This window comes from Aquitalea sp., from assembly GCF_030150775.1.
Taxonomy (GTDB): Bacteria; Pseudomonadota; Gammaproteobacteria; order Burkholderiales; family Chromobacteriaceae; genus Aquitalea; species Aquitalea denitrificans.
Genome location: NZ_JASLFG010000042.1, coordinates 107,421 through 123,814 on the forward strand (window position 1 = coordinate 107,421; position 16,394 = coordinate 123,814).

The window sequence follows — 16,394 nt, forward strand, 5'->3', positions numbered from 1 at the left end:
GCCCTTCAAATGACAGAAATCAGATTGACGCAATTATCCCACGGTGGTGGCTGCGGCTGCAAAATTGCTCCCTCGGTGCTGGAGTCCATCCTGTCTAGCGCCCGTGAAAAAATGGTTTTCCCTCAATTGCTGGTTGGAACAGAAACCAGTGACGATGCCGCGGTCTACCGTCTCAACGACCAGCAGGCCATCGTGGCAACGACCGACTTTTTCATGCCGATTGTCGACGATGCCTTCGATTTTGGCCGCATCGCTGCCACCAATGCCCTGTCTGATATCTATGCCATGGGTGCGACGCCCATCATGGCGCTGGCCATTGTCGGCATGCCGGTGAACGTGCTGCCAGTGGAAACCATTCGTGCCATTCTGGATGGTGGTCAGGCTGTGTGTGCTGATGCCGGCATCCCGATTGCCGGCGGTCATTCCATTGATTCTCCCGAACCGATTTATGGCCTGGTTGCCCTTGGCGTGGTACACCCGGATCAGCTCAAGCGCAATTGCGATGCCCAGAATGGTGATGTGTTGATCATGGGCAAGGGCCTGGGTGTGGGCATTCTGGCGCAGGCCATGAAGAAAGGCGTGCTGAATGAGGCTGGTTATCAGGCATTGATTGACTCCACCACGCAATTGAACAAGGTCGGCTCTGTGCTTGCCGGCATGCCCGGTGTACATGCCCTGACCGATGTCACCGGTTTCGGCCTGCTTGGTCATTTGCTGGAAATCTGCAAGGGTTCCGGTTTGCAGGCGCGGGTGGACATGTCACAGGTTCCGGTGATTCGCGAGGCACAGGCCTTTGCCGAACAGGGATACGGCCCGGGCGCGATTGAGCGTAACCAAGCCAGTTTCGGTCAGCACATCCGGTTTGCCGACGGTATTCCTGACTGGCAGCAGCGTCTGATGGCTGATCCGCAAACCAGCGGCGGCCTGCTGGTTGCCGTGGCACCGGAGCAGGCAGATGCAGTACTGGCGGCATTCCATACCGCTGGCTTCGCTTATGCCCGGGCCATCGGCCATTTAAGCAAGGGCAGTCCGCAGATTCTGGTGGATTGAGTACCACAGCATTCCGCCATAAACCCGGCCTGGAGCCGGGTTTTTTCATGCCGGCATGCGTGGCGGCAGTCCGGTAAAAGCGGCCTATGCTGTTGAAAAGGAGTCTCTGTCCCCAGTACCAGTTGTATTGGCGCGAATCCTGCTAGGTTGGAAACAGGCAAGCAAGTGTAGTCAGATTGACAATTGCATGTTTCTCGCGCATTTTGCTTATTCGCTGATATTAAGCCAGTATTTCAAAAAGATGCTGAATTATAAATAAACAATCCTGTATCACGGGTGCGGCAGTGGGGAGGTGGAAGCAGATGAAGCGAGGCATGAGCATCGGGTCACGACTGGTAACGACCCAGGTTGTTTTGATGATTGTAGTGGCGATGGCACTGATGTTGCCCTTATATCTGTTCACCGGCAGGGTGATGCAGGAGAGGACTGAAAAGGTGCAGGCGCAATTGCTCACCCAGTCCATTAATATGATTGACGCTTTCAACGAGTCGTTGAAAATCACCACCCGCCAGTTTGAAAAAGTGCTGCTGGGTGAAATCGGCGGTGCATTCTCGCTGAATCCTTCCAACCGCATCGATGTGGCTGGTACGCCAACCCCGGCACTGGTGCTGGGCAATATGGCTGTCAATGGCAACAATGATATTGTTGACCGCTTCTCCTCCAAAACCGGCAATGTGGCAACCCTGTTTGTGCGGGATGGTGATGAATTCATCCGTGTTGCCACTTCGGTATTGAAAGAAGATGGTGGTCGTGCGCTGGGCAGCAAGCTTGATCACAACAGTCTTGCCTACACCCAGCTGATGAATGGTGAAAACTATGCTGGCCGGGTGGATCTGTATGGCCGCGATTACATTACCAGCTATAGCCCGATCAAGGATGCGGCCCAGCATGTGATCGGTGCCACCTTTGTCGGCGTTGGCGCTACCGAGGGCATTGCCGGTTTGCTGGTGCGCTTGTCAAAGGTCAAGCTGGGCGAGAGTGGCCATGTGGATATCATTGACATTGACAAGAATTCCAAGACTTACGGTCAGTATGTGCAGCATCCAAAACTGTCAGGAAGGCCGGTTAGCAAGGACGTCGATGCAGCTGGTCAACCCTACGCCAATAACATGATGGCTGCTGGCCAGGGTAGCCAGATCACCAAGCTGCCCGGTGAAGCCGGTCCGGCAGACCACATGCTGTCCTACGCCACTTATAAGCCTTGGGGCTGGATGATAGTCAGCAATGAAACCCGCAGCGAACTGCAACAGGAAAATCGCCAGTTGCTGCTGTGGCTGGCCGGAGGGGCCGGCTTGCTGCTGGTCATTCTTGCTTTGTCCCTTTTGTTGTTTACCCACCGTCTGGTAGCAAAACCGGTTCAGCAACTGGTGAAGGAAGTCGGCAGTATTCGTGACAGCCGCGACCTGACACAACGCCTTGCCGTCAACCGCAAGGACGAGGTGGGGCAGGTTGCAGACGCGATGAACGGTTTGCTGGACAGTTTCCAGCAGGCACTGAACCGGACCAGCTCGCATGCAGTTGATCTGGACCATGCCGCTCAGGAGCTGTCCGACAAAGCGGGCGCGGCTGCGTCCAGCTCCGGCGAGCAACGTATCAGTGCTCAGGCCATGTCAGAGCAAACCGGCATGCTGATTGCCGGTGTGGCACAGATAGAAAAAGTGGCGGGCGAAGCCAGCGATGCCGCCCGTGCATCCAGTGAAGCCGCGATGGAGGGGAGTGAGAGCCTGGTGGCCGCGGTAGATGGTGTCAGCCATATTTCTGCCACGCTGGCCGAGGCTGCCGACAGCCTGACCACGCTGGAAAGCAGTGCCAAGCAGATTACTGCCATCGTCAACGTGATTCACGATATTGCCGATCAGACCAATCTGCTGGCGCTGAATGCAGCCATCGAGGCTGCGCGTGCGGGCGAGATGGGTCGTGGTTTTGCCGTGGTGGCGGACGAAGTGCGCAAGCTGGCGGAGCGCACCAGCGTTTCTACCCAGGAAATCAGCGGCATGATCAGCAAGATTCAGGACGCGACTGATGGCGCGGTCAAATCCATGCGCCAATCCGTGGTGCAGGCATCTGAAGGCGCAGCCATCACCTCGGCTGCGCGGCAGGCCATCGGCTCTATCGTGGAGGACTCGCGCCGTGCCATGGAAGTGGTACAGCGTATCAACCGCGAACTGTCACAGCAGCGCGGCATTGTCGAACAGATGGCCGAGCGGGTGAGTTCTGTGGCCAGCCAGGCGGAAACCAGCAACCAGGCTGCCGAACGCTCCGCCGAGACTGCCCGCCACATGGCAGGACTCGCTGACTCGCTGAAGGAAGAGGTCCGCGCCTTCAGGACCTGACAATCGGCCAGTTCCCGTGTAGAAAGCCGGATCGGATATCCGGCTTTTTCCGTTTATGGCTATTGTGGGTTAAGCCATGAGAAAACCGCATGCCACGACTTGTGGCGGCCAGAACTGCCACCATATCAGGGACAATACAGCTGCATTTTCTGGTCGGGCAGGATGTGTAGCAATGAGCAAATATTGCAAACAGATCAAAATCTTGTTTTGAGGGAGCCTTTTGATGAGATTCGAAAAACTGACCACAAAATTCCAGCAAGCCCTGGGTGATGCACAAAGCATGGCGCTGGCTGAAGACAATGCCTATATCGAGGCGCAACACCTGCTGCTGACCATGATGGATGACAACGACAGCGGCATCGGCGGCCTGCTGGCGCGGGCGGGTGTCAATGCACCGGCCCTCAAGCTGGCGCTGAAGGCGGCCATCCAGCGTCTGCCCAAGGTGCAGGGCGGCAATGGTGAAATTACCGTGTCGCGCGATCTGGGCAATCTGCTCAATGTCACCGACAAAATCGCCACCAAGCAGGGCGATGAATACATCTCCAGCGAGTCCTTCCTGTCCGCCCTGTCGCAGGACAAGGGCGAAACCGGCCGTCTGCTGAAAGAACATGGCGGTAATCACAACGCCATTCAGGCGGCCATCCAGGCGGTGCGTGGCGGCCAGACCGTGGGCAGTCAGGATGCGGAAAGCCAGCGCGAGGCACTGAAAAAGTACACCACCGACCTGACCGAACGCGCCCGTAACGGCAAGCTGGACCCGGTGATTGGCCGCGATGATGAAATCCGCCGCGCCATTCAGGTGCTGCTGCGCCGTACCAAGAACAACCCGGTGCTGATTGGCGAACCGGGCGTGGGCAAGACCGCCATTGTCGAAGGGCTGGCCCAGCGCATCGTCAACGGCGAAGTACCGGACAGCCTGAAGAACAAGCGTCTGCTGGTGCTGGACCTGGCCGCGCTGATTGCCGGTGCCAAATTCCGTGGCGAATTCGAAGAGCGCCTGAAAGCCGTGCTGAATGACTTGTCCAAGGACGACGGCCAGACGCTGATCTTCATCGACGAAATCCACACTCTGGTGGGGGCGGGCAAGGCCGATGGCGCGATGGATGCCGGCAATATGCTCAAACCGGCCCTTGCGCGTGGCGAGCTGCACTGCATTGGTGCCACCACCCTGGACGAATACCGCAAGTACATCGAAAAGGATGCCGCACTGGAGCGCCGCTTCCAGAAGGTGCTGGTGAATGAGCCGACGGTGGAGGACACCATCGCCATTCTGCGTGGCCTGCAGGAGAAGTATGAAATCCACCACGGTGTGGACATTACCGACCCGGCCATCGTGGCAGCAGCCGAGCTGTCCAACCGCTATATCACCGATCGCTTCCTGCCGGACAAGGCCATCGACCTGATCGACGAAGCCGCCAGCCGCATCAAGATGGAGCTGGACTCCAAGCCGGAAGCCATGGACAAGCTGGACCGCCGCCTGATCCAGTTGAAGATCGAACGCGAAGCGGTCAACAAGGAAACCGACGAGGCCAGCCAGAAGCGTCTGCAGTTGATAGAAGACGAAATCCAGCGTTTGCAGCGTGAGTACGCTGACATGGAGGAAATCTGGAAGGCAGAGAAAGCCGCCGCGCAAGGCAGCCAGACCATCAAGGAGGAAATCGACCGCCTCAAGGTGGACATGGAGGACCTCAAGCGCAAGGGTGACTGGCAAAAACTGGCCGAACTGCAATACGGCAAGCTGCCACAGCTGGAAGCCCAGCTGCGCGAAGCCGAAGCGGCTGACGCGGGCGCTGACAACAAGCCCAACCGCCTGCTGCGTACCCAGGTGGGTGCCGAGGAAATTGCCGAAGTCATCAGCCGTGCCACCGGTATTCCGGTATCGAAAATGCTGACCGGCGAGCGGGAAAAACTGCTGCGCATGGAAGATGTCTTGCACCAGCGCGTGGTAGGGCAGGACGAAGCGGTACGTGCGGTGGCGGATGCCATCCGTCGTTCGCGTTCCGGCTTGGCCGATCCGAACAAGCCCTATGGTTCCTTCCTGTTCCTCGGGCCGACCGGTGTGGGCAAGACCGAACTGTGCAAGACGCTGGCCGGCTTCATGTTCGACAGCGAGGAACACCTGATCCGCATCGACATGTCCGAGTACATGGAGAAGCACTCGGTGGCACGGCTGATCGGCGCGCCTCCCGGCTATGTGGGTTATGAGGAGGGCGGTTATCTGACCGAGCAGGTGCGGCGCAAACCGTATAGCGTGATCCTGCTGGACGAGGTGGAAAAAGCACATCCGGATGTGTTCAACATCCTGCTGCAAGTGCTGGATGACGGCCGCCTGACCGATGGCCAGGGCCGTACCGTGGACTTCAAGAACACGGTAGTGGTGATGACCTCGAATATGGGTAGTCAGCAGATCCAGGCGATGGCGACTGATGACTACCAGGTGATCAAGCTGGCGGTGATGGCCGAGGTCAAGTCACACTTCCGCCCGGAGTTCATCAACCGTATCGACGAAGTGGTGGTGTTCCACGGGCTGGACGAGAAGAACATCAAGGCGATTGCCCGCATCCAGCTCAAGGGGCTGGAGAATCGCCTGGCCAAGCTGGAGCTGAACCTGCAAATCAGCGAAGAGGCGTTGTCCTTGTTGTCCGAGGCAGGCTTCGATCCGGTGTATGGCGCACGTCCGCTCAAGCGTGCCATCCAGAACGAGCTGGAAAACCCGCTGGCCAAGAGCATTCTGGCGGGAAAATATCCGCCCAAGGCGACCATCATGGTTGGGGTGCGTAACGGGCAACTCGTCTTTGATTGATTGAGTAAATGCCTGGAGTACAAAAGCCGGCCCATGTGGCCGGCTTTTTGATGGGGATGTAATTTCACAATGGTTGACCAGAAAAGTCTTTGTTATTCCTGCGACTTGGCCCAGTTACTGTACTAAGGGGCAATTACATAATGCTGACTGTTTTGGTCACACAGCGCAGGAAAACTTCATGAAACCATTGAAAATTACCGTTTTGCCCAACGGCCCGTATCGTGTGGTTGGCGCAACGCAAATTACCCAATTGTTTATTCAGCCGAATGAACAAGGTTTGTCCTGGAGCTACCACGAAGGAAAAAGCTTTCCCTTGCAGGAGGAAGGAAGCTCGCTGTGTCGTTGTGGTCACTCAGCCCATAAGCCCTACTGCGATGGTAGTCATCGGCTGATCAATTTCGAGGGCCGGGATGAAGCAACACGCGCTGACTATTTCGAGCAAGCCCAATTGCAAGAAGGGCCGGTTGTTGCTTTGTCGGATGCGGAAAAGCTCTGTGCATTCGCCCGTTTTTGCGATGCAGGCGGCAAGATATGGGGCCTGGTCGAACAGGTAGATGCAGAGTCGGTAGCCCTGGCTGTGCGCGAAGCAGAACACTGTCCGGCCGGACGTTTGAAAGTATGGGACATGCGCTCGCAGCAACAGATCAGCAAAGAACCGGATACCCAGTCCATACATTTGCTGGAAGACCCCAAGCTGGGCTGTTCCGCGGCCTTGTGGGTCAAGGCCGCCGATGCACTTGAAGTAGAGGGCGGGAAATCTTATCCGGCACGGGAGCGCATGACCTTGTGCCGCTGTGGCGCTTCCAGTAACAAGCCTTTCTGCGATGGTTCGCATGCGTCCATTAAATGGCAAGATGGGCTCTGATATTCATCCCGATGCTACAGCAGTCTTGGTATGGCGCTGCTTGGTCACGGATAATGCGCTATTCATTTATTTTTGATAGCGGATGGTGATGACCTCTATTACGCACTTCTCCAAGACTGTTACGCCTGTGGAAGATCGTCCACGGGCGGATCGTTTGTTACAGGGCAACCCTCTGCGCCGCACCTGGACCCATTACGAAACCACCGATCAGCTACTTAGCTGTGGGGTCTGGGCTTGCGGAACTGGTGCCTGGCGTATCCAGTTTGCCGACGACAAGCATGAATTCTTCTGTGTGATCGAAGGCTTGGTGCGCTTGCATGATGAAGCTGGAGGGGTGGTGGAGGTGGGCGCAGGGGAGGCCGCAGTAATACCGGCTGGGTTTGTCGGTGTTTTTGAGGTGGTGGCGCCGGTGAAGAAATACTTTGTGGTATGCCAGATGCCGGACCGCTCAGCGGCATGATGCCAGTATCAGCAGCAAAGACAAAGGGCGATTCCGGTCGCCCTTTTGCTTGCCTGCCGCTTAATTTTGCAGTGGATCTTCTGCGTCATCCATCGGCTGTACCGGTGGTGGGGTAAAACCATTGATCTCGCGCGAGGATTTTTCCAGCACCAGCACAATGGCAGTATTCAGCGCACCGAATGCCCAACTGATCAGAAAGAATACCGAGTAGGCCGACAGCTTGTCGGCAAACAGCGGGTTGCCGTGCAGTTTCAGTTCCGCCGGGTCGAAAATCGAAAAAAACACGCTGGTGGCCAGGGCAGCGATGATAAAGGACGGCCAGAACAGCAGGATGCCTTTTTTCATGGTCAGAACTCCTCTTCATGCGTTTGTACTTGCCGTAAGACTAGACCGTAGCGGCCAAGGTTCAAGTCCGGGCATGGATCAACCATGTTCATGGCGGATTGTCGGCAATGTCCCACAAGACCACATGCGGCTGGCAGCTTGTTGTTTTGTCGGCTTTGCAGCGCAGCAAGCCGCCAGATGGTGGTAAACTTTCTGCCGGACAAAGATTTTCATCAATCAGCCGTGGCCTGCTGCAAGTTCAGCGCCCAGTTGCGGCTGTTCTGCAAAGCAAATGGAGCCCCTGCATGACCTCTTCGATCTTCGCCGCGGTAGAACTGGCCCCGCGCGACCCGATTCTTGGCCTGAACGAAGCTTTCAACGCTGATACCCGTACCTTCAAGGTAAACCTGGGTGTGGGCGTGTACTGCGACGATAATGGCAAGATTCCGCTGCTGGCTGCCGTCAAGGCCGCGGAAAAGGCCCGCGTTGATGCGCTGCTGCCGCGCGGCTATCAGCCGATCGAAGGCCCGGCCGCTTACGACAGCGCCGTGCAAAACCTGCTGTTCGGTGCCGACAGCGCGCTGATCAGCAATGGCCAAGTGGTAACTGCCCAGGCGCTGGGCGGTACCGGTGCCCTGAAGATTGGTGCCGACTTCCTGAAACGTCTGAACCCGGAATCCAAGGTTTACATCAGCAACCCGTCGTGGGAAAACCACCGCGCGCTGTTTGAATCTGCCGGTTTCACCGTGGAAAACTACCCTTACTACGACGCAGCCACCCGTGGCGTTGACTTTGCAGGCATGAAGTCCTTCCTGCAAGGCCTGGCCGCCGGTTCCGTCATCGTGCTGCATGCCTGCTGCCACAACCCGACTGGTGCCGACCTGTCCGACGCCCAGTGGGCTGAAGTAGTCGAAGTGTGCCGTGCCCAGGGTCTGGTTCCTTTCCTGGATATGGCTTACCAGGGTTTTGCTGACGGTATCGATGCTGACGCTGTTGCCGTGCGTCTGTTCTCGGCTTCCGGCCTGCAGTTCTTCGTGTCCAGCTCCTTCTCCAAGAGCTTCTCGCTGTATGGCGAGCGTGTTGGTGCCCTGTCCATCGTGACTGCCAGCAAGGAAGAAACCGGCCGTGTACTGTCGCAGCTGAAGCGCGTGATCCGTACCAACTACTCCAACCCGCCTATCCACGGTGCCGCCATCGTCGCTGCCGTGCTGTCCAGCCCGGAACTGCGTCAGCAGTGGGAAGACGAACTGGCCGGCATGCGTGACCGCATCCGCGCCATGCGTACCGGTCTGGTGGAAGCCATCAAGGCCCAGGGCGTGGAGCAGGACTTCTCCTTCGTTGCCCAGCAACGTGGCATGTTCTCCTACACCGGCCTGACTGCGGCTCAAGTGGAAGTGCTGAAGAGCGAATTCGGCATTTACGCTGTATCCACCGGCCGTATCTGCCTGGCTGCGCTGAACAGCAAGAACCTGCCGTACGTGGCTGAAGCCATCGCCAAGGTAGTCAAGGGCTGATTGATTTCACCCTGACGCGAAAAACCCCGCTGCGGCGGGGTTTTTTATTTGGCGGGCTGGCTCAGGCAGGTTTCAGCTGGTTTGGGTTTGGTTTGCTGTCCGGCCCAGTCGGATACGCAACCGGCCGGGGCAGGTTTCCATGGCCTTGATGATCAGGTGCTCTCCCAGTGGCTTGCCTAGCAAAGGGTAATCCAGCCATTGCTGCAGGGCTGGCAGTTGGGTGAGATCTATGCTGGCAATGTCTTGTTCCAGTGTGAGCCAATCCAGCGGTCTGGTGAGCTGTTGCAGGGCTTTGTGGCCGAAAGCCCCTTCCATTGCGCCCAGCAGCAGCCCACCCAGCAAGCGCCGGGTCGTGGAGGGTGAGATGGCTTCGCCTTGTACGTGGTAGCGCAGCTGTATCAGTCGGCTGTGCCAGTTGATGGGCAGGAAATCAAAATGCAGGGTCAGGCGGGCCGCGAGTGGCTGATGGATGGTCAGGTGCAAGGTGCTGTCACGACTGAGCAGCGACAGGCCGTCAATCTGCAGGCTATCTCCATCCAGCGCCTGCTGCAGCTTGCGCAACAGCCAGGCTTCCTGCAGCGATACGCCATCGCGGTGCAGGGTGGGCCGTTGTTGCCAGCCGCGGATCAAGCTGCGCTGCCAGTTGTCATCCATGTTCAGGCAAACAGGGTGCGTGCCCCTTCAAAGCGGGCGGAGAAATAGCTGTTGTCCAGCCGGTCAACCCGGATGGCGCTATTGGTGCGTGGCGCATGGACAAACTTGTTGTCACCAATATAGATGCCCATGTGCGAGAAGGAGCGGTTCATGGTGTTGAAGAATACCAGGTCGCCCACCTGCATCTGGCTGTTGCTGACGGGGCGGGCCAGTCCGGCGATCTGGGCAGCATTGTGCGGCAGGCGTACGCCAACGGCGTTCTGGTAGATGTAGCTGACCATGCCGCTGCAATCCAGCCCGGCTTCAGGGTTTGAGCCGCCAAATTTGTAATCCAGATCCAGCAGGCCCAGCGTGTACATGAGAATTTCCCGGCCGGCACCGTCAGCCTTTAGTGCCGACAGCGTCTTGTCCTGCGATGGGCGTGGGCGTGCCTGGCTGGTTTTTCTGGGTGGGGTGCCACAGGCACTCAGCCACAAGGCCAGCGTGCCCAGCATGGCACCGCCGAGCAAACGGCGGCGTTCTGGAGAGGGCAGGGTGGGCCGGGTTTTGCTCATGATTGCTTAGCCTCCAGTTCTTCCCAGCGTGCCAGTTTTTCCAGCAAAAGCTCATCAATGGTTTCGATGCGCTGCTGCCAGGCAATGGCTTCCTTGGGGGTGTCACGATAGCAATTGGGGTCGAGCAACTGCTGGTTCAGCGTGGCTTGTTCGCTTTCCAGGCTGGCAATTTCATTCGGCAGTGCTGCCAGCTCTCTGGTTTCATTATAAGAAAGCTTGCGATTGCTCCGCTGCTTGTCCTGCTTGGCCGGTACACTGGGTTTGCTGGCCAGGGCAATCGTTTTGCTGGCTTCACCTTGCATGGCGGCCATACGTGCCTTGGTGTCGATCCAATCCTGATAGCCGCCAGGATATTCTTCCAGCTGGCCATTGCCTTCAAAAGCAATCACCTGGGTAACCACGTTGTCGAGGAAAGCGCGGTCGTGGCTGACCAGAAACACCGTGCCGCTGTATTGAGCAATCACGTCTTCCAGAAGTTCCAGTGTATCGATGTCCAGATCATTGGTGGGTTCGTCCAGCACCAGTACGTTGGCTGGGCGGGTAAACAGGCGCGCCAGCAGCAGGCGGTTGCGTTCGCCGCCGGATAGTGAGCGTACCGGGCTGCGCGCGCGTTGTGGCGAGAACAGGAAGTCTTCCAGATAGCTCATCACATGCTTTTTTACGCCACCGATTTCGACAAAGTCATTACCCTGACTGATGATGTCGGCCACGCTGGTGTCCTCGTCCAGCTGTTCGCGGAACTGGTCGAAGTAGGCGATATCCAGCTTGCTGCCCTGCTTGATGCTGCCGCTGTCGGCTTCCAGTTGGCCCAGAATCAGCTTGAGCAGGGTGGTTTTGCCAGCACCATTGGGGCCGATCAGACCGATCTTGTCGCCGCGCAGGATGCGGGTGGTGAAGTCCTTGATCAGGGTGCGGCCTTCAAAGCCCTTGCTGACATGTTCCAGCTCGGCTACCAGTTTGCCGGAGCGCTCACCGGCATCCAGCTGGAAGTTGACCTGGCCCACGCGTTCGCGCCGGGCGCTGCGCTCACGACGGATGGCTTCCAGGCGGCGCACACGGCCTTCGTTACGGGTGCGGCGCGCCTCGATGCCTTTGCGGATCCACACTTCTTCCTGCGCGTGGAATTTGTCGAAGATACGGTTCTGTTCTTCCTCGATGGCCATTTCCTCGGCCTTGCGCACCTGATAGGCGGAAAAGCTGCCCGGATAGCTGCGCACGATGCCGCGGTCCAGTTCCACGATGCGGGTGGCGACATTGTCCAGAAAGCGCCGGTCGTGGGTAATCAGCAGCACGCTGCCGGCGAAGTTCTTGATCAGCCCTTCCAGCCATTCGATGGCGGAAACATCCAGATGGTTGGTGGGTTCGTCCAGCAGCAGTACGTCAGGCTTGGCCGCCAGTGCTCGTGCTAGCGCCACGCGCTTTTTCCAGCCACCGGACAGTTCGCAGATCAGCGTGTCAGGCTGAAGGTCCAGGTGAGAGAGCGTGGTGGAGATCAGGGCATCAAATTGCCAGCCATCACGTGCTTCCAGTTCGTGCTGCAGTATTTCCATGCGCGCCAGGGCGGCTGCGTGGTCGGCATCCGGCTGGGTGAGTTGCTGGGTGACATGGTGATATTCGCGCAGCAGGGCCTTTAGTTCGCCAAGCCCGGCTGCGACAGCATCAAACACCGTGTCGTCGGGATTGAGCTCCGGCTCCTGCGCCACATAGGCTATACGCACATCACCCTTGGTGTTGATGCGGCCATCGTCCAGCGTGATGACGCCGGCAATGCCCTTGAGCAGGGAGGACTTGCCCGCACCGTTGCGACCGATCAGGCCGACGACTTCGCCCGGCTCCAGCGCAAAATCGACATTATCCAGCAGGGCGTGGTGACCAAAAGCCAGGCAGGCCTTTTCAACAGAAATCAATGACATTGCGGCATCTTGTAATCAGGTATCAATGGCCGCAATTGTAGCATGCGGTGTGCGGGCCCTTGCTTACTTGGGTTACAATGCGCGCCAACTCGGAATGGAAAGGATTGCCATGTATTTTGTTGACCGCTCGGTGGCTGTGATCAAGCCCAAGCAGCCGTTTCTGGACTGGCTGAATGCCGTACCCGGCAACGATATGGTGGATTTGACGCTGGACAGCCTGCGCAGTGACTGCACGGTGATCCTGCTACCGGAATTCAATGAGCCGGAAGAGGCGGTTGCCCACATCGACGAGCAGTATGAACAGCTGTTCAAGATTGAAGTGGCTTCCTGGTACGACGACGAAGAGCTGTGGCCCAAGGACATGTCGCTGAAAGCCTTCTGGGAATGGTTTGATGTGGAGATCCACTCCACCGTGCTGGATTCGGTGGAAGGTGACATCAGCAACAGCCCGGCGGGCGAGCTGTAAGCCAGTCCATGCACAAGGTCCGCTTGTTGCCACCGTTTGCCCTGCAACTGCGTCCGTCGCGCCGCTGGCTGGGGCTGGTGCTGGCAAGCCTAACCTTGTCGATTGCGCTGTTGTTGATTTACCTGCCGCACTGGCTTGCCATGATTCCCTGTCAGTGCCTGCTGGCATGGTATGCCGTGCGCGCCAATGGCTGGTGGAACCCGCATGGGGTGCAGCACATCGAGGTGGATGGTTTGGGCCGCATGCGCTGGCAGCGGGATGGCGATTTAGCGGAAGTAGTGCTGCGCGACGACAGTTTTGTATCTCCCCTGTTTGTCATCGTCAATGTGATGGCCGCTGGCCGTCGTCGAAGTTGTCTGTTGTTGCCGGATAGTGCCGATCACGAAGCATTACGGCAATTGCGGGTGTACCTGCTGTGGTTCCACCCGGAAGCAGAGCAGGCAGCGCCAGCTGTTTTGGAAAATCCATGATGCAAAGAACAAGCCTGAACGATTGGCTGCAATGGCTGGAAGGTCTGCACGCCACCACCATAGACATGGGCCTGGAACGCGTGCGCAAGGTGTGGAGCGCCATGCAGCTGCAGCCATCCTTCCCGGTCATCATGGTGGCGGGTACCAATGGCAAGGGTTCGGTCTGTGCCATGCTGTCCACCATGTATCAGCGCGCCGGTTTCAAGGTGGGTTGTTATACCTCGCCGCACATTCACCACTATAACGAGCGCGTGGCCATTGACCTGCAGCCGGTCAGTGATGCGCGCATCATCAGCAGTTTTGCCGCCATCGATGCCGCCCGTGGCGACACCTCGCTGACCTATTTCGAGTTTGGCACCCTGGGTGCCATGCACAGCTTCATCGAAGAAAAAGTTGATGTTGCCATCATGGAAGTCGGTCTGGGTGGCCGGCTGGATGCGGTGAACATTTTTGAACCGGATGTATCGCTGGTGGTGAGTGTGGATATCGACCACGCCGCCATTCTGGGTGACAACCGCGAGGATATCGGCTTTGAGAAAGCTGGTATCTACCGACCCGGCAAACCTGCCATCTGTGCCGATCCGCAGCCGCCGCAGCGCTTGCTGGACCATGCCGCCACTATCGGTGCCGATCTCAAACTGGTCGGACGCGATTACAGCTATAGTCGCATGGATAATCAATGGTCTTTCCAGATGGGTAGCGCACGACGCCATGCGCTACCCATGCCTGCGCTGCGCGGTGGCTACCAGTTGGGTAATGCTGCAGCAGCACTAGCGGTGCTCGACTGTTTGCATGAGCGCCTGCCGGTTGGTATCGGTGCGCTCAAGCAGGGTTTGGTTGAAGTGGATTGGCCGGGGCGTTTCCAGGTGTTGCCGGGCCGTCCGGTGGTGGTGCTGGATGTCGGTCACAATCCGCATGCAGTCAAGGCCATGGTGGCCAGCCTGCGTCAACTGCCATTCGCTGAAAGCCGCTACGCAGTGTTTTCCATGCTGGCGGACAAGGATCTGGCTGCAGTGGCCGAACTGGCCAAGGACGAATTCGATGGCTGGTTTGTTGCCGGGCTGGATATGCCGCGCGGGCAGAGCGGTGCCGCGATTGCCTCACAGCTGAAGGCGCTGGGCATCGGCAAGGTGCAGGCATTCGAAGATGTTGCTTCCGCCTGGCAAGCTGCCTTATCGGCAGCGGGCGAGAATGATAGAATCACCGTTTTCGGCTCTTTCCACACTGTTGCCGAGGTGCTGGAAGCGCGTCGGCAACGCATTTGAGGATTGCATGGCCCTGTCTGCCCACGATGAACTGATTTTGTTGCGCAAGCGTGCCAGGCGTCGCCTGGTTGGTGCGGTTGTGCTGGTCACGGTGTCCACTGGCGTATTGTGGAATGTGGTCGGCCACCTGCCGGATCAGCAGATGCGTCCCGAGTCGGTGGAAATCGCCAGCGAAGCATCCGGTACGCCGGGGGACGCTGCCTTGCCGCCAGCAGTCAACGTGGCGGCCAGCGCTCCGGCCGCCTCGCCTGGCAAGGCGACCGCTTCTGGTCCTGCCCTGGCAGCTGCTTCCGCACCTGCGGCACGACTTGCCGGAACCCAGCTACCTGCCGATCTGAACTCGGTTGGCGAGGACAAGCCGGCGGCAACAGCCAAGGTTCCGGTTCCTGCTGTTGCTGCCGTGGCAGCTGTCGGCGCGGTCGCTGCCGTGCAGGCCAGCAAGCCAAAACAACCAGCCAGTGCTCCAAGCCAGCCACTGGTGCATGAGCCGTCAAAGAAAAAGACGGCCAGCAAACCTGCCGAAGCCCGTCAGCCAGTGGTGGCAGAAGCCAAGCCGGCCAAGGCGGAAAAGCCTGCCCAGGCCAAGCACAAGCAGCCTGATCCAGCTGCCATCCTGGCCGGACATTTCGATGAAGAGCCCGCGACCAAGCCGGCGGCTGTAAAGAAAAGTGAGTCCAAGTCGGAAAAAGTGGATAATGTCGGCAATGCCAAGTCGGTGATCCAGCTGGCGGCACTGTCCGACCCGGCCAAGGCCGATGCGCTCAAGAGCAAACTGTCTGCTTTGGGTGTGGCTGCCCATTTCAGCAAGGTGGAAACCAGCAAGGGAGAAGTTACGCGGGTGCGAGTCGGGCCATTTGCCAGTCGTGCCGAGGCGGAAGCTGCCTTGCGCAAGCTGTCCCAAGCCGGCGTATCTGGCATTATCGTGAGCAAGTAAGCAGCGATGACAGTCTTCGATTATGTGGTGATTGCCATCCTGATCGGCTCGGTGCTGGTGGCCATGGTGCGTGGCCTGGTCGCCGAAGTATTGTCGCTGGGGTCGTGGATACTGGCGTTCTGGTGTGCCAAGGAGTTGTCGCCACTGCTGGCTACCTTCATGCCTAACGAGTTGCCCAGCCAGGGATTGCGGCTGGTGGCTTCCTTTGTTCTATTATTTTTCCTGTCGTGGCTGGCCACGGCGTTATTACGCATCACCCTGACCAGTCTGCTTGACTCGACTGGTCTGGGTGGTCTGAACCGATTGATGGGTGCCGTCTTTGGTCTGGCTCGCGGGCTGGTGCTGGTGACGGTGCTGGTGCTGGTAGGGGGGCTGAGTGACATGCCCCGCCAGCCTATGTGGAGGAATGCGGTATTGGCCGCTCCATTTGAATCACTGGCCTTGTCATTGAGGCCCTGGCTGCCAGCCATGCTGGCAGACAATCTGCATTACACGGGCTAGTGTGATGGAACAGGCGGATTATCTTGATATCTTCACCTCAAGATTTCCGCCTTTTTCTTTGGCGGTAGGTTTTGTCTGAAAATCCAGGTAGTTGGGAAGAGAGAGTAGAGCAATGTGTGGAATTCTAGGCGTGGTAGGGCAGTCTCCCGTCAACCAGTTGTTGTATGACGGACTGCAAGTGCTGCAGCACCGTGGGCAGGATGCGGCGGGTATTGTCACCTCCAGTGGCAAGACCTTTCACATGCACAAGGGCAGCGGCATGGTGCGCGACGTTTTCCGCACCCGCAA

15 protein-coding genes and 1 pseudogene are annotated in these 16,394 nt (G+C 58.1%); 12 read left to right on the plus strand and 4 right to left on the minus strand.

Annotated elements, in window-relative coordinates; translation table 11 throughout:
* Nucleotides 1–9 precede the first annotated feature (9 nt).
* The 5 genes from selD (at nt 10) to QVF59_RS15530 (ending at nt 7,511) form a co-directional block, all read left to right on the plus strand.
* Nucleotides 10–1,050 (plus strand): selenide, water dikinase SelD, encoded by a 1,041-nt coding sequence (gene selD, locus QVF59_RS15510; protein ID WP_287881141.1) that lies wholly within the window; start codon nt 10–12, stop codon nt 1,048–1,050.
* 314 nt (nt 1,051–1,364) lie between these two features.
* Complete coding sequence (locus tag QVF59_RS15515) at nt 1,365–3,383, plus strand: methyl-accepting chemotaxis protein (protein WP_287881143.1); 2,019 nt, start codon at nt 1,365–1,367, stop codon at nt 3,381–3,383.
* 223 nt (nt 3,384–3,606) lie between these two features.
* Nucleotides 3,607–6,186, plus strand: coding sequence for an ATP-dependent chaperone ClpB (gene clpB, locus QVF59_RS15520; RefSeq protein WP_287881144.1), 2,580 nt, complete (start codon nt 3,607–3,609; stop codon nt 6,184–6,186).
* A 178-nt stretch (nt 6,187–6,364) separates the two neighbouring features.
* Entirely contained in the window at nt 6,365–7,051 is a 687-nt protein-coding gene (locus tag QVF59_RS15525) for a CDGSH iron-sulfur domain-containing protein (RefSeq protein ID WP_159878069.1), read from the plus strand.
* Nucleotides 7,052–7,139: 88 nt separating this feature from the next.
* Nucleotides 7,140–7,511, plus strand: a complete 372-nt coding sequence (locus QVF59_RS15530; protein WP_287881145.1) for a cupin domain-containing protein — start codon at nt 7,140–7,142, stop codon at nt 7,509–7,511.
* A 60-nt stretch (nt 7,512–7,571) separates the two neighbouring features.
* Here QVF59_RS15530 and QVF59_RS15535 read toward each other — a convergent pair whose 3' ends face one another.
* Entirely contained in the window at nt 7,572–7,856 is a 285-nt protein-coding gene (locus tag QVF59_RS15535) for a hypothetical protein (protein WP_159878065.1), read from the minus strand.
* A 284-nt stretch (nt 7,857–8,140) separates the two neighbouring features.
* Here QVF59_RS15535 and QVF59_RS15540 point away from each other — a divergent pair, with 284 nt between their 5' ends.
* Complete coding sequence (locus tag QVF59_RS15540; RefSeq protein WP_287881148.1) at nt 8,141–9,349, plus strand: amino acid aminotransferase; 1,209 nt, start codon at nt 8,141–8,143, stop codon at nt 9,347–9,349.
* Between the two features lie 72 nt (nt 9,350–9,421).
* On the opposite strand, the gene QVF59_RS15545 is transcribed toward QVF59_RS15540, so the two are convergent.
* Genes QVF59_RS15545 through QVF59_RS15555 form a run of 3 tightly spaced genes read right to left on the minus strand, consistent with a single transcriptional unit; the run spans nt 9,422 to nt 12,470 of the window.
* Nucleotides 9,422–10,003, minus strand: coding sequence for a hypothetical protein (locus QVF59_RS15545; protein WP_287881150.1), 582 nt, complete (start codon nt 10,001–10,003; stop codon nt 9,422–9,424).
* Nucleotides 10,004–10,005: 2 nt separating this feature from the next.
* On the minus strand, nt 10,006–10,557 hold the full coding sequence (locus QVF59_RS15550; RefSeq protein WP_287881151.1) for a C40 family peptidase: 552 nt from the start codon (nt 10,555–10,557) through the stop codon (nt 10,006–10,008).
* Entirely contained in the window at nt 10,554–12,470 is a 1,917-nt protein-coding gene (locus tag QVF59_RS15555) for an ATP-binding cassette domain-containing protein (protein ID WP_287881153.1), read from the minus strand. Before QVF59_RS15555 ends, QVF59_RS15550 begins: the two co-directional genes overlap by 4 nt.
* A gap of 109 nt (nt 12,471–12,579) precedes the next feature.
* Here QVF59_RS15555 and QVF59_RS15560 point away from each other — a divergent pair, with 109 nt between their 5' ends.
* The 6 genes and pseudogenes from QVF59_RS15560 to QVF59_RS15585 form a co-directional block, all read left to right on the plus strand.
* A complete protein-coding gene (locus QVF59_RS15560; protein WP_159878046.1) occupies nt 12,580–12,936 on the plus strand; it encodes a hypothetical protein in 357 nt (118 codons plus the stop codon).
* Between the two features lie 8 nt (nt 12,937–12,944).
* Nucleotides 12,945–13,406 (plus strand): protein YgfX, encoded by a 462-nt coding sequence (locus QVF59_RS15565; protein WP_287881156.1) that lies wholly within the window; start codon nt 12,945–12,947, stop codon nt 13,404–13,406.
* On the plus strand, nt 13,406–14,671 hold the full coding sequence (gene folC / locus QVF59_RS15570) for a bifunctional tetrahydrofolate synthase/dihydrofolate synthase (protein WP_287881160.1): 1,266 nt from the start codon (nt 13,406–13,408) through the stop codon (nt 14,669–14,671). The genes QVF59_RS15565 and folC overlap by 1 nt, the downstream gene beginning before the upstream one ends.
* A 7-nt stretch (nt 14,672–14,678) precedes the next feature.
* Nucleotides 14,679–15,605 carry an SPOR domain-containing protein gene (locus tag QVF59_RS15575; RefSeq protein WP_287881157.1) on the plus strand — a complete coding sequence of 309 codons (927 nt, stop codon included), beginning with the start codon at nt 14,679–14,681 and terminating at the stop codon, nt 15,603–15,605.
* Between the two features lie 6 nt (nt 15,606–15,611).
* The gene (locus QVF59_RS15580) at nt 15,612–16,106 is read left to right on the plus strand and encodes a CvpA family protein (protein WP_089085308.1); all 495 of its coding nucleotides are present in this window, start codon (nt 15,612–15,614) and stop codon (nt 16,104–16,106) included.
* Between the two features lie 112 nt (nt 16,107–16,218).
* A pseudogene (locus QVF59_RS15585) lies at nt 16,219–16,394 on the plus strand (amidophosphoribosyltransferase); the annotation flags it as partial.